The following is a 22,158-nucleotide window of genomic DNA, read 5'->3' on the forward strand; positions in this document are numbered from 1 at the left end:
CTATGAAGCGTCGAAAGTTTAACAATCTGCTGGCGCTGGGGCTGCTGGCGACCTCGCTGCCGGTGGCGATCGCCGCCTGTCAGTCTGACTCCACTTCCGAAGCCGGGGCGGGAGCCGATGGTGAATTTGTTCCCCTGGGCACGGTCGCTGACCTTGATGCCCAGGGCAGCCTGGCCAATGAAAATTTGCAGGGCAAAAACCTGGTGGTCATCCGTGCCCCCAACGCTCCCGATGCTCTGATCGCTGTGAGTGCGATCTGCACCCACGCGGGCTGCACCGTGGACTGGAATGGCGAACAAAACCTGTTTGCCTGCCCCTGCCACGGCAGCAACTTTAACCCAGACGGCACCGTTGACTCCGGCCCGGCGCGGGATCCTCTAGAGACCTTTGAAGCCAAGATTGAGGGCGATCAGGTGCTGGTCAAGGTCTAGGTCGTCTGGATTCGGTTTCAGGCGCTAACTCAAGCTTTGAACCCCTAACTCGCTTTCTACGTTGCCTCGTTCACCGTTCGCAGGAGGCTTAGGCTATGACCGACAAAGGAGCGCAACTGCATACCGACTGTCTTGCCTGTCAGATATTGGCGGGCGCACAGCCGGTGCCCGGTGGCACCATTGCCGAGAACCCCTGGTGGATGGCTGACCACTGCGTTGGCCCCTACGGTCTGGGGTCGGTGGTGGTCAAAACCCGCACCCACCGCGAAAACCTGTGGGATCTGTCGATGGCTGAGTCGGCGTCGATGGGGCCGTTTTTGCAGCAGATGTCAGAGGCGATCGCCCTAGCCATGGCCTCTGAGCGGGTCTACGTCAGCCTCTGGGTCGATCAGCCGCCCTACCACGTTCACTTTGTGCTGCAACCCCGCTACCCCGACGGGCACCACCCTGAAGAATTGGGGCTTAAGGGTCTGGAGCTACAGGTGTTTCGCACCCTGGGTAAGCCCCCCAGTGAAGCAGAGATGGCCGAGGCCGCCGATCGCATCCGCACCGTGTGGCAGCAAAAGTTTGCTCCTCAGGCTGCCGAATGCGAGTCGTAGTGCAGCGGGTGATGGCCTCCAGCGTCACCGTCGATGGCGAAATTGCGGGCAAAATCGGGCAGGGGCTGACCCTGCTGGTAGGCATTGCACCGACTGACACTGCCGCTGAATTGAGCTGGATGGCGCGTAAGTGTCTCGATCTACGGCTGTTTCCGTCGCTAGGTAGCGATGGTCAAAGACCGGCCCAGGAGGGCCATCGCTGGGATCTCTCCGTTCGAGATATTCAGGGCGAGATTTTGGTGGTCAGCCAGTTCACCCTCTACGGCGACTGCCGCAAGGGACGGCGACCTTCCTTTGATGGGGCGGCACCGCCAGCCCAGGCCGAGGCGCTATACAACGACTTTGTGTCTCTGCTCCACACCAGCGGATTGCGAGTCGAAACCGGCAAATTTGGCGCAATGATGCAGGTCAAAATCCACAACGATGGCCCAGTGACGCTGCTCTTGGAGCGAGAAGCCCCAGCGTAGAGACCCCAGGGTTCTGCGGCAGATCTGATCTGCTAACCCGCAAACCCTGGCTATAACCCTGGGGTCTGCCTGGTTAAGGATTCAACACCTGTGCTGCTGTCAGCGCCTTGGCTGGGGCTAATTCGGTCAATAGGGTTGAGGCGATTTCCGCTGCTCCCTCAAAGGTCTCTGTTTCGTACAGGCCTTCTACCAGCATTAGCACCGTTACCCGCTGAGCAATTGGGTCTACAATCCAATACTCGGCAATGCCACGGGCTTCGTACTGCGATCGCTTGTAGCGATAGTCGCGGTCAATATTTTTCTTCCCAGGCAATACTACCTCCACCACCAGCCGGGGCGGCGGCATGTCGATGGTGACGGTGGAGCGGGGGGCATTTTCTAAGGCGATCGCCAGTTCGTCTGATAGCACCATCAGGTCGGGCAGCCGCACTGTAGCCCGTGATCCCAATACCGATACCTCAGTTTTCATCGTCAGATATTGAGGGAGCAAGCCCGCCTGCAAAAAGTAAGCCAGCAGAGCCATGGCGATGCGACGATTCAGCTCACTCTCGGTGGGCATGGCGATCAGTTCCCCATTTTCTAGCTCGTAGCGGGTGTCGGTACCATCGTCGTAGGCAAAAAAGTCGTCAAGACTCATAAGAGTGGCGGCAACGGTCACGGTGTTTTGCCCTCCAACAGAACGTGCCTGGGCTCCTATTATCGCAGCATAGAATTGAGAGACAATGACAAAAGACCTATGGCGACGCATTTAGCTACGAACACACTGCCGATCGACCCTGGTGAAAGCCTATGTGCCCCTACGCGACGGTGACTGATTCGGGTAGCACCATGCGGTAGCCCATACCCCGCACGGTTTCGATCGCCCCGCTGCCCAGCTTTTTGCGCAGATAGCCCACATACACATCGACAATGTTAGAGCCGGGGTCGTAGCCGTAGCCCCAGGCCAGATCGAGCAGCTGTTCGCGGCTGAGCACCTGCCCGGCGTGGCGCATAAAGGTTTCGGTGAGAATAAATTCTCGCGCCGATAGCTCGATGGGCTGCCCACTTACCTGCACCTGACGGGTCATCAAATCGAGCACGACGGGGCCGACGGAGAGAGTGGTTTTAGCAGGTTCGGGGCCGGTTTGGGCCGATCGCAGCCGGGCGCGAATGCGGGCCAGCAGTTCTTCGAAGCGGAAGGGTTTGGTCACATAGTCGTCGGCCCCGGCCTCTAGGCCAGTGACTTTGTCGTAGAGGTCATCGCGGGCGGTGAGCAAAATAATTGGTTTGGCAAAACCCTGACCGCGCAGCGCCTCTAGCACCGTCATGCCGTCGCGATCGGGCAGGCCCAAATCGAGAATCATCAGGTCAAACTCGCCATCCAGCGCCAGGGCAATCCCGGTTTCGCCGTCAGCTCCGTGGGTGGTGATGAAGCCCTGGGCCTGGAGCCCTTTTTCTAAGAAGGACACAATGCGGGGCTCGTCTTCGACGATGAGGATGCGGCTCATAGATAGGTCTCCGGCAGCGGTTTGAGGGGCAAAACCAGGGTAAAGGTAGCACCCTGATCGGGCTGACTAGCGAGCTGAATGGTGCCGCCGTGGGCCTGCACGATCGCCTGCACAATCGCCAGCCCCAGGCCAGAACCATCGGAGCGGGTGTAGCGACTCTTGCCGCGCACAAAGCGCTGAAAAATGCGGCTTTGATCCGTTAGTTCGATGCCTTCGCCGGTATCGCGCACCCAGAGGCGCACTTGGTTGCGGTGTCGGCTGGAGCCCAGGGCAATGGTGTCACCCGCGCGGGTGTGCTGGGTGGCGTTTTGTGCCAGATTTACAATTGCCTCGGTGAGCCGCTGGCGATCGCCCACGATCTGCCCATCCCCAACGGCCTCAAGCTGCCAGCGGCGATCGCCCAGGGCAGTGATTTTAGCGTACAGCTCTTCGGTAAAGGCCGTTAGATCAATCGGTTCGGGGAACAAAAAGTCGGGACGCTCGGCCTTGGCCAGCAGCATCAGCTCGTCGATGAAGCGGCTCATGCGATCGAGTTCGTCAATCACAATGTCGAGGGTTTCCTGCTGCTCTTGGGGGGTGGTGCCCATCAGCTCTAGGTGGCCGCGAATGATCGTGATTGGGGTACGCAGCTCGTGGCCCACATCGTTGAGCAGCTGCCGCTGGCTGTTGAAGGTGGCCTCAATGCGATCGAGCATATCGTTGAAGGTGCGGGTGAGTTCGGCAATGTCGCCCGCCGATCCGTCGAGGGGAATGCGCTCGGTTAGGTTGGACTCGGTGATCGAGCGGGCCGTTTGGCTCAGCAGCCGCAGGGGGGCCAGCACTTTACCCGCTGCAAACCAGGCCAGGGCGGAGGCGATCGCCAGCACCACCAGCGACACCTGGGCAATGATCAGCACCGACTCGGTCACCTCGGCGCGATCGCGGCTAACCAGGTGCGTGACCACAAACACGCCCCTCACCTGCCCCGCTGCCTCAATGGGCTCGGCCAGGTAGAGCACCGTGCCCGAGAAGGTGGCTTCCCCGTCTTGCTTTGGCATCATCAGGGATTCCCACTGCTGCATGAGGGTGCTGTCGGGGCGCAGGGCCACCGGTAGTGCCAGGGAACTGGCTTTATAAAATTTGCCATCGACAATGGCCAGCAGATACTCATTATCTTCGGGCACATTGCGCGACAGAAATACGTCGAAGATTGCCTCTATGTCATCGCCAAAGGGCTGTCCAGTTTCTGGGTTTCTACCGTTGCGCAACTGCCGAAATTCCTCGACCTCTTGGTAAAGTGACTGCTCAACCCGCTCTTCTACCCGCGCCAGCAAAATCTGCCGTACCGCCAGCACCGAGGCCACGCTCGAAATCACCATCAGCAGCAGGTACCAAAGCAAAATGCGGGTCCGCGCTTCTCCCAGCATGCGCCGCCAGCCGCCAGCGGGTTGGGGCGTCGGGGAATGTTTCGGTAAGACGGAAGGTTTCAAGTTTGGTTTTCGCTCAACATGACGAACTCAGCCCTCTTACCGACAGATGGCTAAATCTGGCTTTAGTTGCAGGACAATAGGCCACTATCTACCGGTGATGGATTCAGCGCGGCAAAGGTTCCTGCTCACAAGGTGGGGTAACAGGTTGGCATCCTTGAAGTGGAGCCTCACTCCCTATTGTCTAGCATCTTGGCCAAGCGAGTTTCGCTCAGGCTCAGCAGCGCCTCGGTGTACCGGCGACGGCTGGGAATGCGGGTGCTGATGTGAATGTGCCGCACCAGGGTCAGCACGGTATAGAGATCGATTTCTCGGGCGGTGGTCGCCGTTGCGCCCCAGCGAGGGGCAGAATTTTGGCTGAGGTAGGTTTCTTGCAGAGCAACTTCGCGATCGCGCAATGCCGCCGCATCCCCCAGCTCTCGCAGGCTTTGCTCGGTGATGTGGGCGATGAAGTTGCCGATATCCACCGCTGGCGATCCCAGGCAGTAGAGGTCGAGATCGACCAGCCAGAGGCGCTCTTCCCCTGGGTTGCCAGCGTCGATGAGGATTTGGTCGGCGTAGAAGTCGCGGTGGATGCCGGTGGGAGGGGGTGGAGGGAAGAATTGGGTGGCGAGGCGATCGCAGGCTTCTAAAACATCCTCAATGCGGGTGGCCCAGTGGGGATGTTGATGGGCGACTTGGGGCAGGCGATCGCGGAGGATGGCTAATTCGTCGGCGAGGGTGTGGGTTTTAGCGGTGGGGACGGGGGTGCGGTGAAGTTTGTGGGCCAGGGCTGCAATTCGCTGGGCCACGGGAATGCCGTCGTCTGCAGCTAGCAACTGAGTGGCGGGAATGCCGGACACTTTGCGCTGGAGGATCATGTGCCAGGCGGGTACCATCCCCAGGGGTTCTGGAGTGGCTATACCGTCGCCGCTGTCCGCAGCCCAGCCGTTTTCCCAGAGGGCTTGCTGCACTTGGTAGCTGGCGACATCAGTGCCCTTAGCGCGAATCTTGCCCAGCAGAGAGATGGGGCCACTCGTGGTTTCGATGTGGTATTTCACCAGGGCGCGGCGACCTGGTTTATGGCGCACCAGGATAGCCGTCGTCACTTGGGTCAAGCTGGGAATGACCGTCTGGATCTGAGCCTGGGCCTGCACCAGGTCGAGGGCTTGTTCTAAAAACGGAATTTTCACATCGAGCATGGTCAAGAACCTCTTTACCCCAACGCCACAGAGGTTTCATCACGCAGGGCCGACTGCATGCGAAAGAGGGTGGCATAGGGGCCGTTTTGGGCTAAGAGTTCTCGATGACTGCCCTGTTCAACCATGCGTCCCTGCTCCAGATAAATCACCTGATCGGCCTGGGTGGCCAGGGAGAGATCGTGGGTAATCAGAAAGGTAGTGCGCCCCTGGGCCAGTCGTCTGAGGGCGGCAACTACAGCCTGCTCGTTGGCGCTGTCGAGGCCGGTAGTGGGTTCATCCAAAATCAGAATTGGGGAAGGGCGCAGGGCGGCTCGGGCGATCGCAACTCGCTGCCGCTGCCCGCCCGAGAGGGTGGCCCCCCGCTCGCCCACCGGGGTGTCGTAGCCCAGGGGTAGGGCGGTAATAAAGTCGTGGGCGTTGGCCAGGCGGGCGGCGGTTTCGATTTCACCCTGGCTGACCCCTGCCACGCCGTAGGCGATGTTTTCGCGAATGGTGGCGGCAAACAGCAGGCTCTCTTGCAAGACGACGCTGATTTGCGGACGCAGGCTGTCGAGGGTGTAGTCGCGCAGGTCGTGGCCATCGATCAGCACCCGCCCGGCGGTGGGGTCGTAGAGGCGCAGCAGTAGGCTCATCAGGGTAGACTTGCCGCTGCCGGAGGGGCCGACGACGGCGACCTGCTGCCCCGGCTGAACGGAAAGGTTAAGCCCTTTCAGCACAGGCTGGCCCGGTTCGTAGGCAAACCAGAGATCTTCCAGGCGCACGGCCCCAGCAAAGATGGGGGCGGGGCGGGCGTGGAGGCGATCGCGCACCTCTGGCTCAGTCTCCATCACGTTCAAAATCCGCTCCCCCGAGGCGGCGGCCTTAGCCAGTCGCCCGGTATATTTGGCAAAATTCTGCACCGGCTTAAAGGCGTTCTTGAGATAGCTCAAAAACACCAGCACATCCCCCGGCGACAGGGCGTCTTGAATCACCAGCCGCGCGCCAAACCACAGCACTAGGGCGGTGCCCAGGGCAATCACCACATCGACGGTACGCTCCAGGTGGGCGGCGAGGCGCTTGGTTTCAACCACATCGTCTAGGCTGCGCTGGTTTTGCTCGGCAAAGACATCGGCAAAGGCATTCTCCAGCGACAGCGCCTGCACCAGCTTGATCGCCGCCAGCGACTCCGCCGCCGTGGCCGCCACCGCCCCCTCCTGTTTGCGCTGCTGGAGCGAGGCGCTGCGAATGCGTTTGCTAAACCGGGTAGCCGCCAGCCAAAACAGCGGAAAAGTCACTGTCGATAGCAGCGCCAGCCGCCAATCGAGCCACACCATTACCACCACCATGCCCACCAGGGTCAGCAGGCTCGAGACCAGGGGCAGGGCAGCGGTAATCAGCACCTCCTGCATGCGGCTGGCGTCGCCGCTGACCCGCACGATCAGGTCGCCGCCGCGGGCCTGGCTGTGGTAGCCCAAGGAGAGCCGCTGGAGGTGGCGGTAGAGCTGGTTGCGTACCTGGGCCATGACTCGGCTGCTGGCGATCGCCAAACTCACTGTATTCCAGTAAGTCGCCAAGGCACGCAACCCGGTCAGCACCACGATCGCCACCACCGCCAATCCCAGCAGCAAAGCCGGATCCCACCTCGCCAAAGGTGTTGTGGCATCGCTGCGGGCAGGCACCAGCACGTAGTCAAAGATCACCTTCATCGGCCAGGGTTCGAGCACCCGCAGCCCCACATCGGCCAGCAGGGCCAGGCTAGAGACCGTTAGCAGTGGCCACTGGGGGCGAATCAGCGGCCAGAAGTATCGGCCAAATTGCCAAAGGCCAGGAACAGCTTGGGTGAAGGAGGAAGAGCGAGCCATGGCGGGAGTGAGGGGTGGAGGGTGAGGGGATGATCAATGTCGCAGGGTCGAATGTCACCTCCAAGCCCATTGGCAAGACAGAGGTTTAAACCGATGATCGGCTAATCCTTTCCGTTGGGTCCAGGGCTGCGGAACGGCCCTGGACGAGGGGGGACTGGGGCCAGCGAAATGGCCCCAGCGGTAGGTCTAGCTTGCCAGCAGATCAGTGGTGCATTGCTGCGCGTTGGCGTTGGCGTTAGCCTCACCCCAGCGTTATGCACCCTACGGGTTGGGGATGGGCGATCGCCAGAATTTTCTCAGCCACCGCATCCCAGGTGTGGTGAGCCAGAATGTGCTGCCGCGCCGCCTGACCCAGGGATCGCCGCCGACTGGGTGAACTCCACAGATCTTCTAGGGCTAGAGCCAGGGCGACGTCATCCCCAGGGGGACGGAGCAGCCCCGTAACGTTGTCCACAACCAGGTGCCGCAGCTGGCCAATGTCGCTGACCACCACCGGCAGCCCCGCCGCCATGTATTCCACCACCTTGAGGGGGGAGAAATAAAAGTCGGTGCTGGCCGGGTAGGGGGCGACGGCCACATCCATCTGGGCCAGCAGGGCGGGGATTTGCTCGGGGGAAACGGCCCCGGTCAGGCGGGTAGCTGGGGTCAGCTGCCGCTCGGCTAGCTCGGCTTCTAGGGAAGCCCGCTCCGGCCCGTCGCCGACGATCAGCAGGCGGGCTCGGGGTACCCGCTGGTGCAGGCGATCAAAGGCGTTGACCAGGTGAGTCAGACCGTGCCAGGGCTTGAGTGAACCGACGAACCCGACGGTGAACGCACTGTGCGATCGCACCCCCAACCGAGCTTGAGTAAAGCGATGGTGGTTGACTCCGTTGGGGATGATGGTGACGCGATCGCCCACACCCCATCCCGCTAGGTAGGCTTTGATTTCTGCCGAGACAGCAATCAGCCCGCTGGCGGCGTGAAAGGCGCGGTGGGCACATTCTTCCGCCAGATCTCGACGCACCAGCCCTCGGTGCTGAGCCTGTTCGTCAATCAGCGGTGCGTTGACCTCTAGCAGGGCGGGGGTGCCGGTGGCCCGGGCCAGCTCCAGGGCGCTGTAGCTCCAGAGGGAATAGCGCTCATAGATCAGGTCAAAGGGGCCAATGCGCTCTAGCTCGGCGCGCAGAATTGGGTTGAGGGCGATCGCTGCCTGTTCGCGCTCAGCCAGCTCCCCCTTGGGCACGGGCGGCAGCTGGTGCAGGGGAACCTCGGCGAGATCAGCAGGGGGCGAGCCACCAATTCGCACCGCAAACAGATCCACCGTTGCGCCCTGGCGACCCAGGGCGCGAATCACCTCCTGCACATGGATGGAGCAGCCCTTGTGGCCAAATACCGGAATCCCCGGATCGGCGCAGACATAGGCAATCCGCATGGGTTACACCTCCTGGAACTGAGGAGTCGGCTGAAAGTGCGATCGCAGCTCGGCGGCGTTGCGGGCAATGTCAAACTCGGCCTCGATCAGCGATCGCGCCCTGGTCGCCACCGAGTCTCGCAGGGCAGCCTCTGTCAGCAGTCGTCGCAGCGCTGCCGCCAGACCTTCGCAATCCCCTTGGTTCACCAGTAGCCCCGTGTCGCCATGGCGAATAATCTCAGGAATGCCGGTGACATCGGTGGCCACGCAGGAGGTGCCCAGTGCCATGGCCTCTAGTAAGGCCGTGGGTAGTCCATCGCGGTTACCGTCGGCTCCAATGATGTACGGAGCTGCGAATACCGCTGCCTGTTCCATGAGCTTAAAGACTTCCTGCTGAGGGCGAGGGCCAAGAATATCCACCCAATCATCGAGATGCAGGGCTTGAATCTGCGATCGCAGCGCTCCCTCCAGCGGCCCGGTGCCTACAATCTGGCAGCTAAACTCAATTCCCCACTGGCGCAGCAGGGCGCAGGCGTCGATCAGGTGGGTCAGACCTTTCTTTTCTACCAGGCGGCAGACCGAGAGAATGGTGGGCGATCGCTCCGCCGGAGATTGGTAGCATAATTCCGACAGGTCCATCCCGTTGTAGATCCGTCGTACCCGGCTGGGATCGGCTCCAAATTGCTGGCGCAGGTAGGCGACGTTGTAATCGCTCACCGTCACCACTGAGGCAGCATCCCGCAGCTTGCGGCGCAGATCGTCGGGATCTACCGACTCGTGAAAAATATCCTTGGCATGGGCGGTAAAACTGTAGGGCACCTCGGCAAAGTGGGCCGCCAGCCGGGCCACGCTGGTGGCGACGCTGCCAAAGTGGGCGTGCAGGTGGGTAATATCCCGCAGGCGAATCTCCTGGGCCAGCCACGCCGCCTGATACACCACGCTGGATCCTTCGGCTGCGGCAGACTCCAGCTTGCCCCACAGGCCAGGGAACACCTGGGCCGCTTCCTTCAGCTCTGACCAAAAATAGGTAGCCGAGTTTGGGGTAAGGGTGGTAATCGATGGATTGCTGCGCCCCTGGGCCGGTTTGCGCAGGTAGGTGACCGGAGCCCGCACCCGAGCAATTTTGTCCTGAAAGTGGGTGTCGGCCGGGGGCCGCAGGGCAAAGATCTGAATCTCAGTCCCCGCCGCCTCGTGGGCCAAGATTTCGTTGACGATAAAGGTCTCCGAGTAGCGCGGGTAGCGTTTGACGATGTAGGCAATGCGAGACATGGGGCGTAGGAGTAAGGATAGGCGAGCTAGGGGACGTCAAGCGCCAAATCACGAGGCTTGAAGGGCGGGGAGCGCAGGCGCGATTAAGAACTTTTTCAGGTCAGCTACCAGATTGTCGAGGCCGCTGAGGTTGACCGCAGGGCGCTCTGTAGCGGCAGCAATTGGCTGATGTAACCACTGGGTCAGGGTTTGAGGGCTGAGCTGGGTGGGGTGCAGCATGTCAATCAAACCCTGCCGACACAGGCGATCGGCTCGGATCCATTGCTCCTGGCGGGGGGTAATGCGGGGCACCACTAGGGCTGGCTTTTGGTAGGCCAAAATTTCGCAGGTGGTGTTGTAGCCGCCCATGGCCACTACCCGACTGGCGCGTTCTAGGAGTAAGGTGGGCTCCGCTAGGTAGCCGACCAGGCGCAGTCGAGGGTTGGCCTGCGCTAGCGCCTGTAGACGCTGCTGGGCTTCCACGGGCATAAAAGGGCCGGTTAACAAAATGCCTGTGGTGTTCGCCGGGAAGATAGCTTGGGCAAAGGCTTCGGCCAGGGTTGCGCCATCTTGGCCACCGCCCACTTGGCACAGCACCAGCTCGCAGTTGCCTTTTGGACAGGCTTGATCCATGCTGGGCAGCCCCAGCTGCTGAATTTGGGCGCGGGCGGCAGCATCGACGTGCTTGGCCCGATCGCGGCAGTCGAGGTAGCCTAGGGGCCGCATCTTCTCCGTAATATCGGCGGGGAAGCGGTACTCGCGGCGCGGGTCATAGATGGCTGGGTCGCCGTAGATCCATACGGTGTCGTAGTAGCGGCGAATGGCGGCGACATTCTCGGCTCGTTTCCAGTCGCGGCGCACGGTGGCGGGGGTGTCGAGCACATCCCGCAGGCCCAGGATGCAGCGGGTCGAGCGGCGGCGCAGGTATTCCAGCGTGGCATCCAGCTCTCGCACGGCCCCTCGGGGCACGTTGTCCACAATTAGCACGTTGGGCCGAAAGTTTTTGACGGCGGCGAGAATGAGCTGCGATCGCAGCTGCACAATCTCCTGAAGCTCTAGGTTGAGCCGCCGCGCCGCGTACTGCCCGTCAGCGTTTTTGTATAGAGCGGGGAGAGTCAGCGTATCAACGCCGTCTGGCACCGCCATGGCATTGGCGTCGCCCATGCCGCTAATCAGCAAGACATCAACCTCCAGGCCAGCGCTGCCCAGCGCCTGGGCAATCAGCAGATTCCGGCGCTTATGGCCTAGCCCCATGGTGTCGTGGGAGTAGAGGACGATCCGCGATCGCAGCCCCCGAGCTGGAGCCGGTGGCGCTGAGGCAGGCTTTGCGTTCGGTGCAACCGTGCCCAAGGCAATCGCGGGAGTCGGCGGCGCTGCCCCCAAGGTTGTCACGGGCTTCTGAAGTCGGTGGGGTGAGCGCAAAACAGCCTCCTCAGGCGCTAAAGCTAGTTACAGCCCTTAAACTAAGCTTAATGACCAAGAAATAGCGGCTAAAGTTCCAAAAAATTGCTTAAATGCCAAATTATAGCCATATTTGCCTTTTGATCTGGCATCTCTATTATCAGCATGCCGCCTCTCTTTAAAGCCCCCGTGAAAGTTCCATGAGACCCTTCTCATGAAACAGCCGACTAGTTTGCCGATCTGGGGCAGTGGTCATTTTGGGTTTTGGTTGCTAGAGTGAGTGAGCTTTGCGGTTTGTAAAGAAACCATTGACAAAGCTTATGTATGATGTCGTTTGGTGGTATACACCTGGGCTGCCTTTGTCGGTGAGGAGTTTCTGTAATGTCTGCGATCACTATTTTTTGCGATTTTGACGGCCCCATCGCCGATGTCTCTGACCGCTATTACGCCACCTACCGTCAGGGTCTGGCATGGGTTCAGGACAACGCGCAGATGCAGGGCAACCCAGTCACCGTTCGCTATCTGTCAAAATCACAGTTTTGGACCTTTAAGCAGAATCGAGTGCCCGATCGGCAGATTGCCCATTGGTCTGGGTTAGAGGGAACAAACATAGATGCCTTCTTAGCCCAGGTCAGCCGCATGGTTAACCACGCCGCTCTGCTCGATCGCGACCAGGTGCAGCCCCAGGCTAGGCAAGCGCTCGACCTGCTGCGTCAGTGCGGGGTGCGTGTGGTGCTCGTCACCCTCCGCTCTCCAGACCAGGTGATGGAATTTTTAGATCAGCATGACCTGCGCTGGGCGGTTAGCGATCTCTACGGCATGCCCCAGGTAGACGCCGCCTACAGTAACCAGGTCAACCACAAGGTAGAACGGCTGCGGGCGGCGATCGCCACCCAGCAGCGCCAGGGCTACGACCTCCGCCAAAGCTGGATGGTGGGCGACACCGAAGCCGACATCATGGCCGGTCAGGCCCTAGGTCTAGACACCGTCGCTGTCACCTGCGGCATTCGCAGCAGCAGCTACCTCCAGGGCTTTCGCCCCACCCACCTGCTGCCCGACCTGTGGACGGCTTGCCAAAAACTTCAGCAGCGAGTCACCCTAGGGGGCCGCGCTTAAGACTGTCTACCCATACCGACTTGGATGGGTACGTAAGCTTGGTCTGGCCTATCCAGTATTGATACAAATCGTCCCTGTGGCCTTGGCTACAGGGACGATTTTGAAGAATAAAATAGGGCGTGATAGTCAGGAATTGTGGCTGTCTTGCCTGTGTCACCAACCCGTTCGTCTGTCATGTTTTCCCTAAGGCTCAGCGGGGTAGCGATCCCACCAGCGATTTAGGGGATAGTACAGCGCCGGAGCCCAAAGACTGCTCAAAATAGCGGAACTCAGCGCCACCCGCTGGTGATACATCCAGATTCTGCCCAGGGGCGGGTAAAGCGAATTGGCCGACAAAAGCTGGTCAAAGCTAATCTGTAGCGCCAGCACCGTTTCTGCAATCACCGCCATGGCAAAGACAATCAGCGCCACTGACACAATGTCTTCTTGCAGGTAGCGCTGTTTCTGCAGGCGTGCCGTTAACACGCCGACCACAATCAGGCTAAGGGTGTGGGTTGGGTCAGGGGCCGTCATGGCATCCTGCAGCAAGCCCAGGACTAGCCCAGCCAGGGCGGCCTCCCATTGGGTTCGCTTAATGCTCCAGGCCACGACCCAAATCAGCAGCCAGTGGGGAGTGACCCCCAACAGTTCCATACCCGGTATGCGGCTGGGCAGCAGCAACAGACAGACCAGCACCGACGCTACGGTAACCAGGCTGTTGATCATCCAGGGCTGCCGCCACAGGGGCCGTGACGATGCTCTTACCCCAATGGTCATGGCTGAGCCCCATCGCCGCCAGGAATCACGCCATTCTCAGGTGTCGCCCCCGGCAGTACAGGTAAATCTACCGTTTCCTGGGGTTCAAAGGGATGAATAATGGCCCATTCTAAAATAGGCAGAGGCGACGACAGCTGAATTACAGCCTCCGGAGCGGGGCTCTTGGTCAAATCGATCGATTCAATGCGCCCAATGGGAATGTCCTGGGGAAACAGGCGGCTGTAGGAAGAGGTAACAATTACGTCCCCAGCCTTGACATCGGGAAGTTTTTCAAAAAACTCCATCACCACTCGGTTGTTAGACTGCCCTCGCACCACCCCCATGGCGCGGCTGCGGCTGACCTTAGCCCCCACCCGGCTAGTGGGGTCGCTGATCAACAACACCCGTGATGTGCTGGGCGATACGGCGACTACCCGACCAATTAGGCCGCCAGGGCCAGTGACTACGTGCCCGGTTGCCACATCGTCACGGCTGCCCCGATTGAGAACAATATGCTGCCACCAGTGGTCGGCCCCCCGTCCGATCACCGTTGCCCGTACCCCTTCTAGGAGGGTAGCGGCTTCGTAGTCGTTGAGGGTTTGCAGAGACCGATTTTGGTTCTCCAGCTCTACAATGCGCTGCTGGAGCTCAAGAATATAGCTGTTTTCGAACTGCTGCTCACGACTCATGCCCGGCTGAAGAGGCCGGGTTAGCCAGTGATAGGTTTCGTAGATAACGGCACCTTCATTGGCCCGCATAAGCCAAGCTGAGGAAATGGCCAGGGTAACCATTCCCGCTTTGAGGGCGTGACGTGTCCACCAGCGGCGTAGGGCAAACATAGGTTCTGGGTAGATGACGACTCTGGGGATGCCCTACAGGCTCGATCGCCCGCTGAAGACTCGGCCCATTTGGCTGAAGTTTTCTAACACTCGCCCGGTGCCCAGCACCACACAGCTCAGAGGATCCGCCGCCACATGCACCAGAATGCCGGTTTCGTGGCTGATCAGGGTATCTAGCCCCTTGAGCAATGCCCCACCCCCGGCCAGCATAATGCCGCGATCGATAATGTCGGCAGCCAATTCAGGGGGGGTACGCTCCAGAGTGCGCTTGACCGCTTCGACAATGACCGAAAGCGGTTCGGCCATGCTCTCGCGAATCTCAGCGCTTTTGACCGTGACGGTGCGAGGCAGGCCCGACAGCAGGTGCAGACCGCGCACATCCATAGCGATCTCGTGGTCATCGGGGTTGGGGTAGGCTGAGCCGATGGTGATCTTGATTTCTTCGGCGGTGCGTTCTCCAACGACGAGGTTGTGCACCTTTTTCATATAGCTGGAGATGGCTTCGCTGAGTTCGTCTCCGGCTACGCGCACCGACTCGCTGAGCACCGTGCCCTGCAAGCTCAGCACGGCCACCTCGGTGGTGCCGCCGCCGATGTCCACAATCATGTTGCCGGTGGGTTCGGCCACGGGCAGGCCTGCGCCAATGGCTGCGGCCACGGGCTCATCGATCAGGTATACGGTGCGGGCTCCGGCCTGCTGGGCGGCATCCATCACCGCCCGCCGTTCAACCCCGGTCACACCGCTGGGAATCCCAATCACGATGCGGGGCGATACCAGGGTGCGGCCTTCATGCACTTGGCGAATGAAGTGCTTAAGCATGAGTTCGGCGGTGTCAAAGTCAGCAATAACACCGTCCCGTAGGGGGCGCAAAGCCACCACGTTGCCGGGGGTTCGCCCTAGCATGCGCTTAGCTTCTTCCCCAACTGCCAGGGGTTTCTTTTCGACCTGGTCGATGGCCACTACGGAAGGCTCTTGCAGTACGACCCCTTTGCCGGAGACGTACACCAGGGTATTGGCCGTACCGAGGTCAATACCCATATCGCGAGAAAATCTGTCGAAGAAAGCCACAGGCAATAACGCCCCTACATCAAGAAAAGACAGTGAACCAATGCTAAGGCATGCCCCTAGGGGCTGACGTTGACATCGAAGTGGATTCTATTACGTTTCGTATCGGTGCGTCTAGTAATGAAATATTTATCGCTAGAGGGAAAAGCCCCAGGGTATCCCCGAAGATTTGAATCTGTCTGAATCAGTAGACCCTAGACCTAATGGCAACTATACCGATGTCAAAGATGCACAGCCTGCCCCATGACGGGTTTAGTTGGCGCAGAGTTCCTGACGGATGATTGAGGTTTCGCCTACAATGCTGGGACGAGTGTTGGGCAAGCAGCAATGACAATCAATGTGGTAACTCTGGTGGGCCGCGTGGGCACTGACCCAGAGGTAAAATATTTTGAGTCGGGCACGGTGGTGTGCAACTTGACCTTGGCGGTGCGGCGGCGATCGAGCCGAGATGATAAGCCCGATTGGTTCAACCTTGAGCTATGGGGCAAAAATGCCGAGGTGGCGGCTAACTACGTGCGCAAGGGCAGTTTGATTGGCATAAGTGGTGCCCTTAAGCTCGACCACTGGCAAGATCGCTCTAGCGGGGCAGCCCGCTCAAAGCCAGTAGTACGGGTAGATCGATTGGATTTGCTGGGATCTCGCCGCGATAATGAAGCCTCGATGAACCTCAACGATGACGAATTTTAGGCCGGTCTTCACGCTGTTCAACAGTATCTGCCTGCTGGGTTGGGCACAAACGAGTACAGATTTTAATTGTTGACTGAGTGCTGAGGGTTCAGGTCGCGGGGCCAAATTCTTCGAGCCAGTCAAAGATTTGGCTGAGTTGATCGGTGCTGACTAGCCCATACTGCCACAGAGCCATGGGCAGCAGGTTTGTGGCCTGCCCCGCCTTGCGTAAACCCATGGCGATCGCTTCAGACGATACCGCCAGTTCAGTTTGCAGAAACTCGATAAGCTGCTTTTGACGTTGAGAGGCCATAGGAATCTGGGCAGAGGCGAGTAGTTAGCCCTTACTATAGCGATTCCGACTAAATACTGCCTCTGCCCTAAGAAGTCCTTAGGGCTAACCGTGTTCTACCGTTCGGGGCGGCTTTCGAGATGGTTGGCAAGCCGAGTCAAGGTGTCGTTGAGCTTTTCTTCGATAGTGGGCTCAGGATCGGCAGCGGCTTCTTTTCGTTTGAGGCGCTCAAAGGCGCGGATGATGATGAAGAGCACCAGGGCAATGATGAAGAAGTCAATGATAGTACCCATGAAGCTGCCCAGGCGAATCCCAGGGCCGACGACGGCCTCGCGCCAGTCAGTGCCGGCCCCCGACAGCAGGGGATTGATAATAGCGGGCATTAGAATATCTTCCACCAGAGAACTAATGACGGCGCCAAAGGCTCCGCCAATGATCACCGCCACGGCTAGATCGACTACGTTCCCTTTTAGGGCAAAGGCTCTAAAATCGTCCCAAATACTGAAGGCGCGCGCTCGGGTACGCCGACCGCCCATACCGTTGGCCATAGAGTTGTCCTCACAGAACAAATACAGATAAACAGTATTACAACACTTCATAAAGAATCTATATGTCATGTCCTCGTTGGAGCAGGGACGGTTGACCCAAATCGCCCCTACCGCCGCTCTAGTTCGCTGGACTGCTGGGGATTGCCCCATGGCGAGTTCTGTGCAAACAGAACTCGCCATGGGGCTTAAGCTGAGCGCTGTGATAAAAGCCGCTGAGTTTTTGGATGGCCGATCTGATTTGCTAAAGGTCGATAACTTAAAGCGGCGTTCTTCATCTTGCCTTGCCGAGACCAGGTTGTATGTTTAGCCACCCTTTTGGTGGCGGTGGCCGTCCTATCCTAAACTGCACCTCAGGACGTTAGTGAATACGGTTTAGACCGAGGAGTGACAGGATGGATGCAGCCGCCCTTTGGCAACGCTATAAAGACTGGCTCTACTACCACGAAGGTCTGGGCTTTTACCTAGATGTCAGCCGCATGGGGTTTGACGATGCCTTTGTAGCCACCATGCAGCCCCGCTTTGCGAAAGCATTTGCCGATATGGCCGCGCTGGAGGCTGGGGCGATCGCCAACCCCGACGAAGACCGCATGGTAGGCCACTACTGGCTGCGCGATGCCGATCTGGCCCCCACCCCTGAACTCAAGCAAGACATTCTCGAAACCTTAACCAGCATTGAGCAGTTCGCCAGCCAGGTGCGCACTGGCAGCATCACCCCCCCTGGGCAAGAGCGGTTTACCGATGTGCTCTCCATTGGCATCGGTGGTTCGGCGCTAGGGCCGCAGTTTGTCGCCCAGGCCCTGGGCCCTGACTTTCCACCTCTGGCGATTCACTTCATCGACAACACCGACCCCGAGGGCATCGATCGCATCTTGGCCCGACTAGAGGATAAATTGCCCACCACCCTGGTGATCGTCACCTCGAAGTCGGGGGGCACCGCCGAAACCCGCAACGGCATGGTGGAGGTACGCACCCGCTTCGAGCAGCGGGGGCTGAATTTTCCTAAACAGGCCGTCGCTGTCACCGGACGGAGCAGCAAACTCGAAAACCAGGCCCTCAATGAGGGCTGGCTGGCCACGTTCCCCATGCGCGACTGGGTGGGGGGCCGCACCTCCGAGCTATCGGCGGTAGGGCTACTGCCCGCCGCTCTGCAAAACATCAGCATTCGCTCCATTCTCGGCGGCGCGCGCGAGATGGATGCGGCCACCCGCGTGCCCGACCTGCGCCGCAACCCCGCCGCCCTGATCGCCCTGGCCTGGTACTACGCAGGCAACGGCAAGGGCGAAAAAGACATGGTGGTGCTGCCCTACAAAGACAGCCTGCTGCTGTTTAGCCGCTACCTGCAACAGCTGGTGATGGAGTCACTGGGCAAAGAAAAAGACCTGGACGGCAACCTGGTCTACCAGGGCATTGCCGTCTACGGCAACAAAGGCTCTACTGACCAGCATGCCTACGTGCAGCAGCTGCGCGAGGGCGTAGCCAGCTTTTTCGTCACCTTCATTGAAGTCCTGAAAGACCGAGCTGGTGAGTCGGCAGAGATGGAGCCCGGTGCCACCAGCGGCGATTTTCTGTTTGGCTTTTTACAGGGCACCCGCAAGGCTCTCTACGAAAACCAGCGCCAATCCATCACGCTGACGATTCCTGAGGTCAATGCCCACACTATTGGGGCGATGATTGCGTTATACGAGCGGGCGGTGGGTTTCTACGCGTCGCTGGTGAATATCAATGCCTACCACCAGCCGGGCGTTGAGGCGGGCAAATTAGCTGCCTCGGGGGTACTCGACCTGCAACAGGCCGTAGTCCACGCCCTAGCCCAGAGCGCAGAGCCGTTGACCCTAAGTGAACTGGCTGCCGCAGCGGGGGCACCTGACCAAGTAGAGACGATCTATGCGATCGCCCGCCACCTCCACGCCAACCAGCGCAGTCTGGTCATCCACGGCAACCCCGGCCATCCCGAAGCGATCAAGATCGCGGCCTTAAGCTAGAGCCTACGTTGGCACGTTTGAACGGTCGGACGTGCCAACGTTCAAACCCTAATCCGGAATCCATACGTAGGGGCTGCCCGATACCGCAATGCCCTCGGTCTTAGAAAAGCGAATTACTACCAGCCGAGAGCTATCGCGGCCCAGATCGAGGTAGCCGCTGGCCCAGACATCGGATCGCACCACCCCGGTAATTTCGAGGCGGTAGCCGCCGGGAGGCAGGTAGAGGGTTTCCTGGCGATCGAAGTTGTGGGGCCGATAGACAAGGCGATTGTTGAGGTAAACCGCACCCCAATCATTGCCGCGAGCATCGAACTCGATTCTCACCTGCTCGCTCTCTGTCTCAGGGCGGGGGTAGGGCAGAATAATAATCGACGGTTGGCGAAGAATGTTTGGCGACTGCCGAATAATCACCCGTCGGTTTGAGCGAATGATGCGGTCTGGCTCAGCGGTGGTGCCCTCTTGGGCCTGGGCGATCGCGGCAAAGGGTAGGGCGATCGCCACAGCTACACCCCAGAGGAGGCACCACCAGCGTTGGGTTAATTTCCTAGGAATGGCCTTTGCCTCCGACCCACTAGGAGACTCACTTCTATCCGCATCAACCACTATCCCAATACTCCTTGACTCGCGGCCTCCAGTCCGATGGTAGTTGCCCCTGTTTTCGATCGAGGAAAGCCTGTGACTCTTAGCCAACTGGCGGCTAACCGGCGACCCAGCGGCGGGTAGATATCCACACCTCAAGACTGCCTACCCAATTCAGTAAAGTTGACTAAAATCTAGATAAGGAAAAACGGCTTGACCAGATTTAGCGGCTAAGCTAGCTCTGTGGTTAGTTTTAGCTTGTGCGATGGTCAAAGACCGGCCCAGGAGGGCCATCGCCCTGACCGAGGCACCTAAATCTATTCTGCCAAATCTATTTCGTCGTAGAGGATAGGGCTTTGAGTAATACCAGCAACTTTCGTGAAGCGATTAGTAAAGCTAAGGGGCAAACCCTAGTCGGCCCCAACGTCATTAAGAATGCTCTGCCCTATGTCGGCGGCGGCCTGATTCTAACCGCCCTGGGCTCCTTTGGCGGCCTGAGCGTGATGGCCAGCAACCCGGCCATCTTTATGCCCACTTTCTGGGTGGCGTTCATTGCCCAGATTGCGCTGTTTTTTGTGGCGATGAACGTGGCCTCCAAGGGCAACAACAGCACCGCCCTGCCCCTACTAGCTACTTACAGCCTGCTGACGGGCTATACCCTCAGCGGCCTGCTAGCTGTAGCCCTGGGTACTGCTGGGGTCGGTGTGACCGGCATTGGTGCGTCGGCTTTGGCATGCGGCGTGGTCTTTATCGCCGCCCGCCAGATTGGCTCTAACCTGTCTGAAGAAGACGGCTTTGCCCTCACCAAAACCATCGGCATGGGCGTTGTCGCTGTGCTGTTGGCGGTAGTGGGTCAGTTCGTCTTCTCCTTGTTTGGCGGCCCCATTCCCCAGTTCCTCGACATTGCCATTTCGGCCTTTGGCGTGCTGGTGTTCTGCGGTGCTTCGGTGGTCGATTTCTTCATTCTGCCCCGCACCTACAAAGATGAGCAGTACCTATCGGCGGCGCTGTCGATGTACCTCACCTACATCAACCTGTTTGTGTTCATTCTGCGTCTGCTGATTGCCATCAACCGCGACTAGCACGCTGGCGGAGTTTAACCTCCTCTATTGAATATTGAACCGAAGTCCCGGAGCCAAATGGTTTCCGGGACTTTTTTGATGCCCGATTTTGACCGTGCTGGTCAGCTCGGGGCGATCGCACCTTCCCCAACCTGCTCAACTAAAAACGACGTTTCGCGCCCCATCCTTCCTATACTGATACCTTGGTGCCCGTTGCCCTAATTCGCCCCGGATCAGTTTTAAGGAGTCCCATGTCTGTCATCCGCGCTCTGCATCAACAGTTGGTCAGCAAAGAACGCTCTGCGGTGGAGATTACCCAGAGCTACCTCGACCAAATTGCAGCCCTGGAACCCACCGTCCGCAGCTACCTGACCGTGACGGCTGACCAAGCCCTGGCCCAGGCAGCCCAGGTTGATGCCCGCATTGCCGCTGGCGAAGACATTGGCCCGCTGACCGGCATTCCCATTGCTCTCAAGGACAACCTCTGCACCCAGGGGGTACGCACCACCTGCGGGTCGAAGATTCTCGAAAACTTTGTGCCCCCCTACGAGTCAACGGTGACCGGAAAACTGCGGGATGCGGGGGCGATCGCCCTGGGCAAAACCAACCTCGACGAGTTTGCCATGGGCAGCTCCACCGAAAACTCGGCCTACCAACTGACCGGCAATCCCTGGGATGTCAGCCGCGTACCCGGCGGCTCTTCCGGCGGGTCTGCCGCTGCCGTAGCGGCTGGAGAATGTGCCGTCGCCCTCGGGTCAGACACGGGTGGCTCGATCCGTCAGCCCGCTTCTTTCTGCGGCATTGTGGGTCTTAAACCGACCTACGGCCTAGTATCGCGGTTTGGATTGGTGGCCTTTGCCTCTTCACTCGACCAAATTGGCCCTCTGGCCCGCACCGTAGAAGATGCGGCCCTGCTGCTCGGGGCGATCGCAGGCCACGATCCCAAAGATTCCACCAGCCTGGATGTCAAGATCCCCGACTATACCCAATATCTCAAGACTGACCTCAAGGGCCGTAAGGTCGGTATCATCACCGAAACCTTTGCCGCCGAGGGTATTGACCCCGCCGTGCGCGCTGCTACCGAAACCGCTATTCAGCAGCTTAAAGACCTTGGAGCCGAAATCCAAGAAATTTCCTGTCCCCGGTTTGCCTACGGCCTGCCTGCCTATTACATCATTGCTCCCTCAGAGGCATCGTCGAACCTGGCTCGCTATGACGGAGTCAAGTACGGCATCCGCAACAACAACGACAGCCTCATGTCGATGTACACCAAAACGCGGGCCGAGGGCTTTGGGCCCGAGGTGAAGCGGCGAATTATGATCGGCACCTACGCCCTGTCGGCGGGCTACTACGATGCCTACTATCTTAAGGCCCAAAAGGTGCGCACCCTGATCAAGCAAGACTTTGAAGCGGCCTTTGGCCAGGTCGATGTGCTGGTGTGCCCTACCGTTCCCACCACTGCCTTTAAAGCGGGCGAAAAGGTAGACGACCCCCTCAGCATGTATCTGACTGACCTGATGACGATTCCGGTCAACTTGGCGGGGCTGCCAGGGCTCAGCCTGCCCTGCGGCTTTGACGACCAGGGAATGCCCATCGGGTTACAGCTGATTGGCAATGCCCTGCGCGAAGACCTGCTGTTTGAGGTGGGTTACGCCTACGAGCAGGCGACGGAGTGGCACAGTCGGGTGCCCTAGCCTCTTTTGCCGATGAAGCAGGGAAACCAAGTTGGGTTGGATTGCCTAGGCGTCTCTTGCGGCCCCAGTC

22 protein-coding genes are annotated in these 22,158 nt (G+C 59.4%); 8 read left to right on the forward strand and 14 right to left on the reverse strand.

Annotated features, from left to right (window positions below; translation table 11 throughout):
- Positions 1 to 2: 2 nt before the first annotated feature.
- The 3 genes from VB780_RS01565 (at position 3) to dtd (ending at position 1,497) form a co-directional block, all read left to right on the forward strand.
- Positions 3 to 431 (forward strand): ubiquinol-cytochrome c reductase iron-sulfur subunit, encoded by a 429-nt coding sequence (locus tag VB780_RS01565; protein ID WP_323349380.1) that lies wholly within the window; start codon positions 3 to 5, stop codon positions 429 to 431.
- A gap of 95 nt (positions 432 to 526) precedes the next feature.
- Complete coding sequence (locus tag VB780_RS01570; RefSeq protein WP_323349381.1) at positions 527 to 1,030, forward strand: diadenosine tetraphosphate hydrolase; 504 nt, start codon at positions 527 to 529, stop codon at positions 1,028 to 1,030.
- Positions 1,018 to 1,497, forward strand: coding sequence for a D-aminoacyl-tRNA deacylase (dtd, locus tag VB780_RS01575; protein WP_323349382.1), 480 nt, complete (start codon positions 1,018 to 1,020; stop codon positions 1,495 to 1,497). The genes VB780_RS01570 and dtd overlap by 13 nt, the downstream gene beginning before the upstream one ends.
- 73 nt (positions 1,498 to 1,570) lie before the next feature.
- Here the strand turns inward: dtd and VB780_RS01580 are convergent, their stop codons facing one another.
- The 8 genes from VB780_RS01580 to VB780_RS01615 form a co-directional block, all read right to left on the reverse strand.
- A complete protein-coding gene (locus VB780_RS01580) occupies positions 1,571 to 2,155 on the reverse strand; it encodes a Uma2 family endonuclease (protein ID WP_323349383.1) in 585 nt (194 codons plus the stop codon).
- Between the two features lie 139 nt (positions 2,156 to 2,294).
- On the reverse strand, positions 2,295 to 2,984 hold the full coding sequence (locus tag VB780_RS01585) for a response regulator transcription factor (protein WP_323349384.1): 690 nt from the start codon (positions 2,982 to 2,984) through the stop codon (positions 2,295 to 2,297).
- Positions 2,981 to 4,453, reverse strand: coding sequence for a sensor histidine kinase (locus VB780_RS01590; RefSeq protein WP_323349385.1), 1,473 nt, complete (start codon positions 4,451 to 4,453; stop codon positions 2,981 to 2,983). The genes VB780_RS01585 and VB780_RS01590 overlap by 4 nt, the downstream gene beginning before the upstream one ends.
- A gap of 167 nt (positions 4,454 to 4,620) precedes the next feature.
- The gene (locus VB780_RS01595) at positions 4,621 to 5,631 is read right to left on the reverse strand and encodes a phosphotransferase family protein (RefSeq protein WP_323349386.1); all 1,011 of its coding nucleotides are present in this window, start codon (positions 5,629 to 5,631) and stop codon (positions 4,621 to 4,623) included.
- A gap of 14 nt (positions 5,632 to 5,645) precedes the next feature.
- Entirely contained in the window at positions 5,646 to 7,472 is a 1,827-nt protein-coding gene (locus VB780_RS01600) for an ABC transporter ATP-binding protein (protein ID WP_323349387.1), read from the reverse strand.
- Between the two features lie 241 nt (positions 7,473 to 7,713).
- Positions 7,714 to 8,883, reverse strand: coding sequence for a glycosyltransferase family 4 protein (locus tag VB780_RS01605; protein ID WP_323349388.1), 1,170 nt, complete (start codon positions 8,881 to 8,883; stop codon positions 7,714 to 7,716).
- A gap of 3 nt (positions 8,884 to 8,886) precedes the next feature.
- Positions 8,887 to 10,131 (reverse strand): glycosyltransferase family 4 protein, encoded by a 1,245-nt coding sequence (locus VB780_RS01610; protein ID WP_323349389.1) that lies wholly within the window; start codon positions 10,129 to 10,131, stop codon positions 8,887 to 8,889.
- A 48-nt stretch (positions 10,132 to 10,179) separates the two neighbouring features.
- Entirely contained in the window at positions 10,180 to 11,532 is a 1,353-nt protein-coding gene (locus VB780_RS01615; protein ID WP_323349390.1) for a glycosyltransferase family protein, read from the reverse strand.
- A 360-nt stretch (positions 11,533 to 11,892) separates the two neighbouring features.
- Here VB780_RS01615 and VB780_RS01620 point away from each other — a divergent pair, with 360 nt between their 5' ends.
- Positions 11,893 to 12,627, forward strand: coding sequence for an HAD family hydrolase (locus VB780_RS01620; RefSeq protein WP_323349391.1), 735 nt, complete (start codon positions 11,893 to 11,895; stop codon positions 12,625 to 12,627).
- Between the two features lie 183 nt (positions 12,628 to 12,810).
- Here the strand turns inward: VB780_RS01620 and mreD are convergent, their stop codons facing one another.
- The 3 genes from mreD to VB780_RS01635 are packed head-to-tail and all read right to left on the reverse strand — an operon-like array spanning position 12,811 to position 15,269.
- Entirely contained in the window at positions 12,811 to 13,383 is a 573-nt protein-coding gene (gene mreD, locus VB780_RS01625; protein ID WP_323349392.1) for a rod shape-determining protein MreD, read from the reverse strand.
- Positions 13,380 to 14,201, reverse strand: a complete 822-nt coding sequence (mreC, locus tag VB780_RS01630) for a rod shape-determining protein MreC (RefSeq protein WP_323349393.1) — start codon at positions 14,199 to 14,201, stop codon at positions 13,380 to 13,382. Before mreC ends, mreD begins: the two co-directional genes overlap by 4 nt.
- 33 nt (positions 14,202 to 14,234) lie before the next feature.
- Complete coding sequence (locus VB780_RS01635; RefSeq protein WP_190519847.1) at positions 14,235 to 15,269, reverse strand: rod shape-determining protein; 1,035 nt, start codon at positions 15,267 to 15,269, stop codon at positions 14,235 to 14,237.
- 324 nt (positions 15,270 to 15,593) lie between these two features.
- Here VB780_RS01635 and VB780_RS01640 point away from each other — a divergent pair, with 324 nt between their 5' ends.
- A complete protein-coding gene (locus tag VB780_RS01640; RefSeq protein ID WP_323349394.1) occupies positions 15,594 to 15,953 on the forward strand; it encodes a single-stranded DNA-binding protein in 360 nt (119 codons plus the stop codon).
- Positions 15,954 to 16,041: 88 nt separating this feature from the next.
- On the opposite strand, the gene VB780_RS01645 is transcribed toward VB780_RS01640, so the two are convergent.
- Together VB780_RS01645 and mscL are read right to left on the reverse strand one after the other, a co-directional pair.
- Positions 16,042 to 16,245, reverse strand: a complete 204-nt coding sequence (locus VB780_RS01645; RefSeq protein WP_323349395.1) for a DUF2949 domain-containing protein — start codon at positions 16,243 to 16,245, stop codon at positions 16,042 to 16,044.
- A gap of 95 nt (positions 16,246 to 16,340) precedes the next feature.
- A complete protein-coding gene (mscL, locus tag VB780_RS01650; protein WP_323349396.1) occupies positions 16,341 to 16,772 on the reverse strand; it encodes a large conductance mechanosensitive channel protein MscL in 432 nt (143 codons plus the stop codon).
- A 392-nt stretch (positions 16,773 to 17,164) separates the two neighbouring features.
- Here mscL and VB780_RS01655 point away from each other — a divergent pair, with 392 nt between their 5' ends.
- Positions 17,165 to 18,754: a glucose-6-phosphate isomerase gene (locus VB780_RS01655; protein WP_323349397.1), complete on the forward strand. Its 1,590-nt coding sequence runs from the start codon at positions 17,165 to 17,167 to the stop codon at positions 18,752 to 18,754.
- Positions 18,755 to 18,802: 48 nt separating this feature from the next.
- On the opposite strand, the gene VB780_RS01660 is transcribed toward VB780_RS01655, so the two are convergent.
- Positions 18,803 to 19,255: a hypothetical protein gene (locus VB780_RS01660; RefSeq protein WP_323349398.1), complete on the reverse strand. Its 453-nt coding sequence runs from the start codon at positions 19,253 to 19,255 to the stop codon at positions 18,803 to 18,805.
- 434 nt (positions 19,256 to 19,689) lie between these two features.
- Here VB780_RS01660 and VB780_RS01665 point away from each other — a divergent pair, with 434 nt between their 5' ends.
- Positions 19,690 to 20,415: a Bax inhibitor-1 family protein gene (locus VB780_RS01665; RefSeq protein ID WP_323349399.1), complete on the forward strand. Its 726-nt coding sequence runs from the start codon at positions 19,690 to 19,692 to the stop codon at positions 20,413 to 20,415.
- Positions 20,416 to 20,645: 230 nt separating this feature from the next.
- A complete protein-coding gene (gene gatA, locus VB780_RS01670; RefSeq protein WP_323349400.1) occupies positions 20,646 to 22,088 on the forward strand; it encodes an Asp-tRNA(Asn)/Glu-tRNA(Gln) amidotransferase subunit GatA in 1,443 nt (480 codons plus the stop codon).
- Positions 22,089 to 22,158: the final 70 nt, after the last annotated feature.

This window comes from Leptolyngbya sp. CCNP1308, from assembly GCF_034932455.1.
GTDB lineage: Bacteria > Cyanobacteriota > Cyanobacteriia > Phormidesmidales > Phormidesmidaceae > Nodosilinea.

What these genes read in the sequence shown, in the direction of transcription:
- VB780_RS01565 (WP_323349380.1), top strand. Translation starts at nt 3, where the DNA reads ATGAAGCGTCGAAAGTTTAACAATCTGCTGGCGCTGGGGCTGCTGGCG.
- VB780_RS01570 (WP_323349381.1), top strand. Translation starts at nt 527, where the DNA reads ATGACCGACAAAGGAGCGCAACTGCATACCGACTGTCTTGCCTGTCAG.
- dtd (WP_323349382.1), top strand. Translation starts at nt 1,018, where the DNA reads ATGCGAGTCGTAGTGCAGCGGGTGATGGCCTCCAGCGTCACCGTCGAT.
- VB780_RS01585 (WP_323349384.1), bottom strand. Translation starts at nt 2,984, where the DNA reads ATGAGCCGCATCCTCATCGTCGAAGACGAGCCCCGCATTGTGTCCTTC.
- VB780_RS01595 (WP_323349386.1), bottom strand. Translation starts at nt 5,631, where the DNA reads ATGCTCGATGTGAAAATTCCGTTTTTAGAACAAGCCCTCGACCTGGTG.
- VB780_RS01600 (WP_323349387.1), bottom strand. Translation starts at nt 7,472, where the DNA reads ATGGCTCGCTCTTCCTCCTTCACCCAAGCTGTTCCTGGCCTTTGGCAA.
- VB780_RS01605 (WP_323349388.1), bottom strand. Translation starts at nt 8,883, where the DNA reads ATGCGGATTGCCTATGTCTGCGCCGATCCGGGGATTCCGGTATTTGGC.
- VB780_RS01610 (WP_323349389.1), bottom strand. Translation starts at nt 10,131, where the DNA reads ATGTCTCGCATTGCCTACATCGTCAAACGCTACCCGCGCTACTCGGAG.
- VB780_RS01620 (WP_323349391.1), top strand. Translation starts at nt 11,893, where the DNA reads ATGTCTGCGATCACTATTTTTTGCGATTTTGACGGCCCCATCGCCGAT.
- mreD (WP_323349392.1), bottom strand. Translation starts at nt 13,383, where the DNA reads ATGACCATTGGGGTAAGAGCATCGTCACGGCCCCTGTGGCGGCAGCCC.
- mreC (WP_323349393.1), bottom strand. Translation starts at nt 14,201, where the DNA reads ATGTTTGCCCTACGCCGCTGGTGGACACGTCACGCCCTCAAAGCGGGA.
- VB780_RS01640 (WP_323349394.1), top strand. Translation starts at nt 15,594, where the DNA reads ATGACAATCAATGTGGTAACTCTGGTGGGCCGCGTGGGCACTGACCCA.
- VB780_RS01645 (WP_323349395.1), bottom strand. Translation starts at nt 16,245, where the DNA reads ATGGCCTCTCAACGTCAAAAGCAGCTTATCGAGTTTCTGCAAACTGAA.
- mscL (WP_323349396.1), bottom strand. Translation starts at nt 16,772, where the DNA reads ATGGCCAACGGTATGGGCGGTCGGCGTACCCGAGCGCGCGCCTTCAGT.
- VB780_RS01655 (WP_323349397.1), top strand. Translation starts at nt 17,165, where the DNA reads ATGGATGCAGCCGCCCTTTGGCAACGCTATAAAGACTGGCTCTACTAC.
- gatA (WP_323349400.1), top strand. Translation starts at nt 20,646, where the DNA reads ATGTCTGTCATCCGCGCTCTGCATCAACAGTTGGTCAGCAAAGAACGC.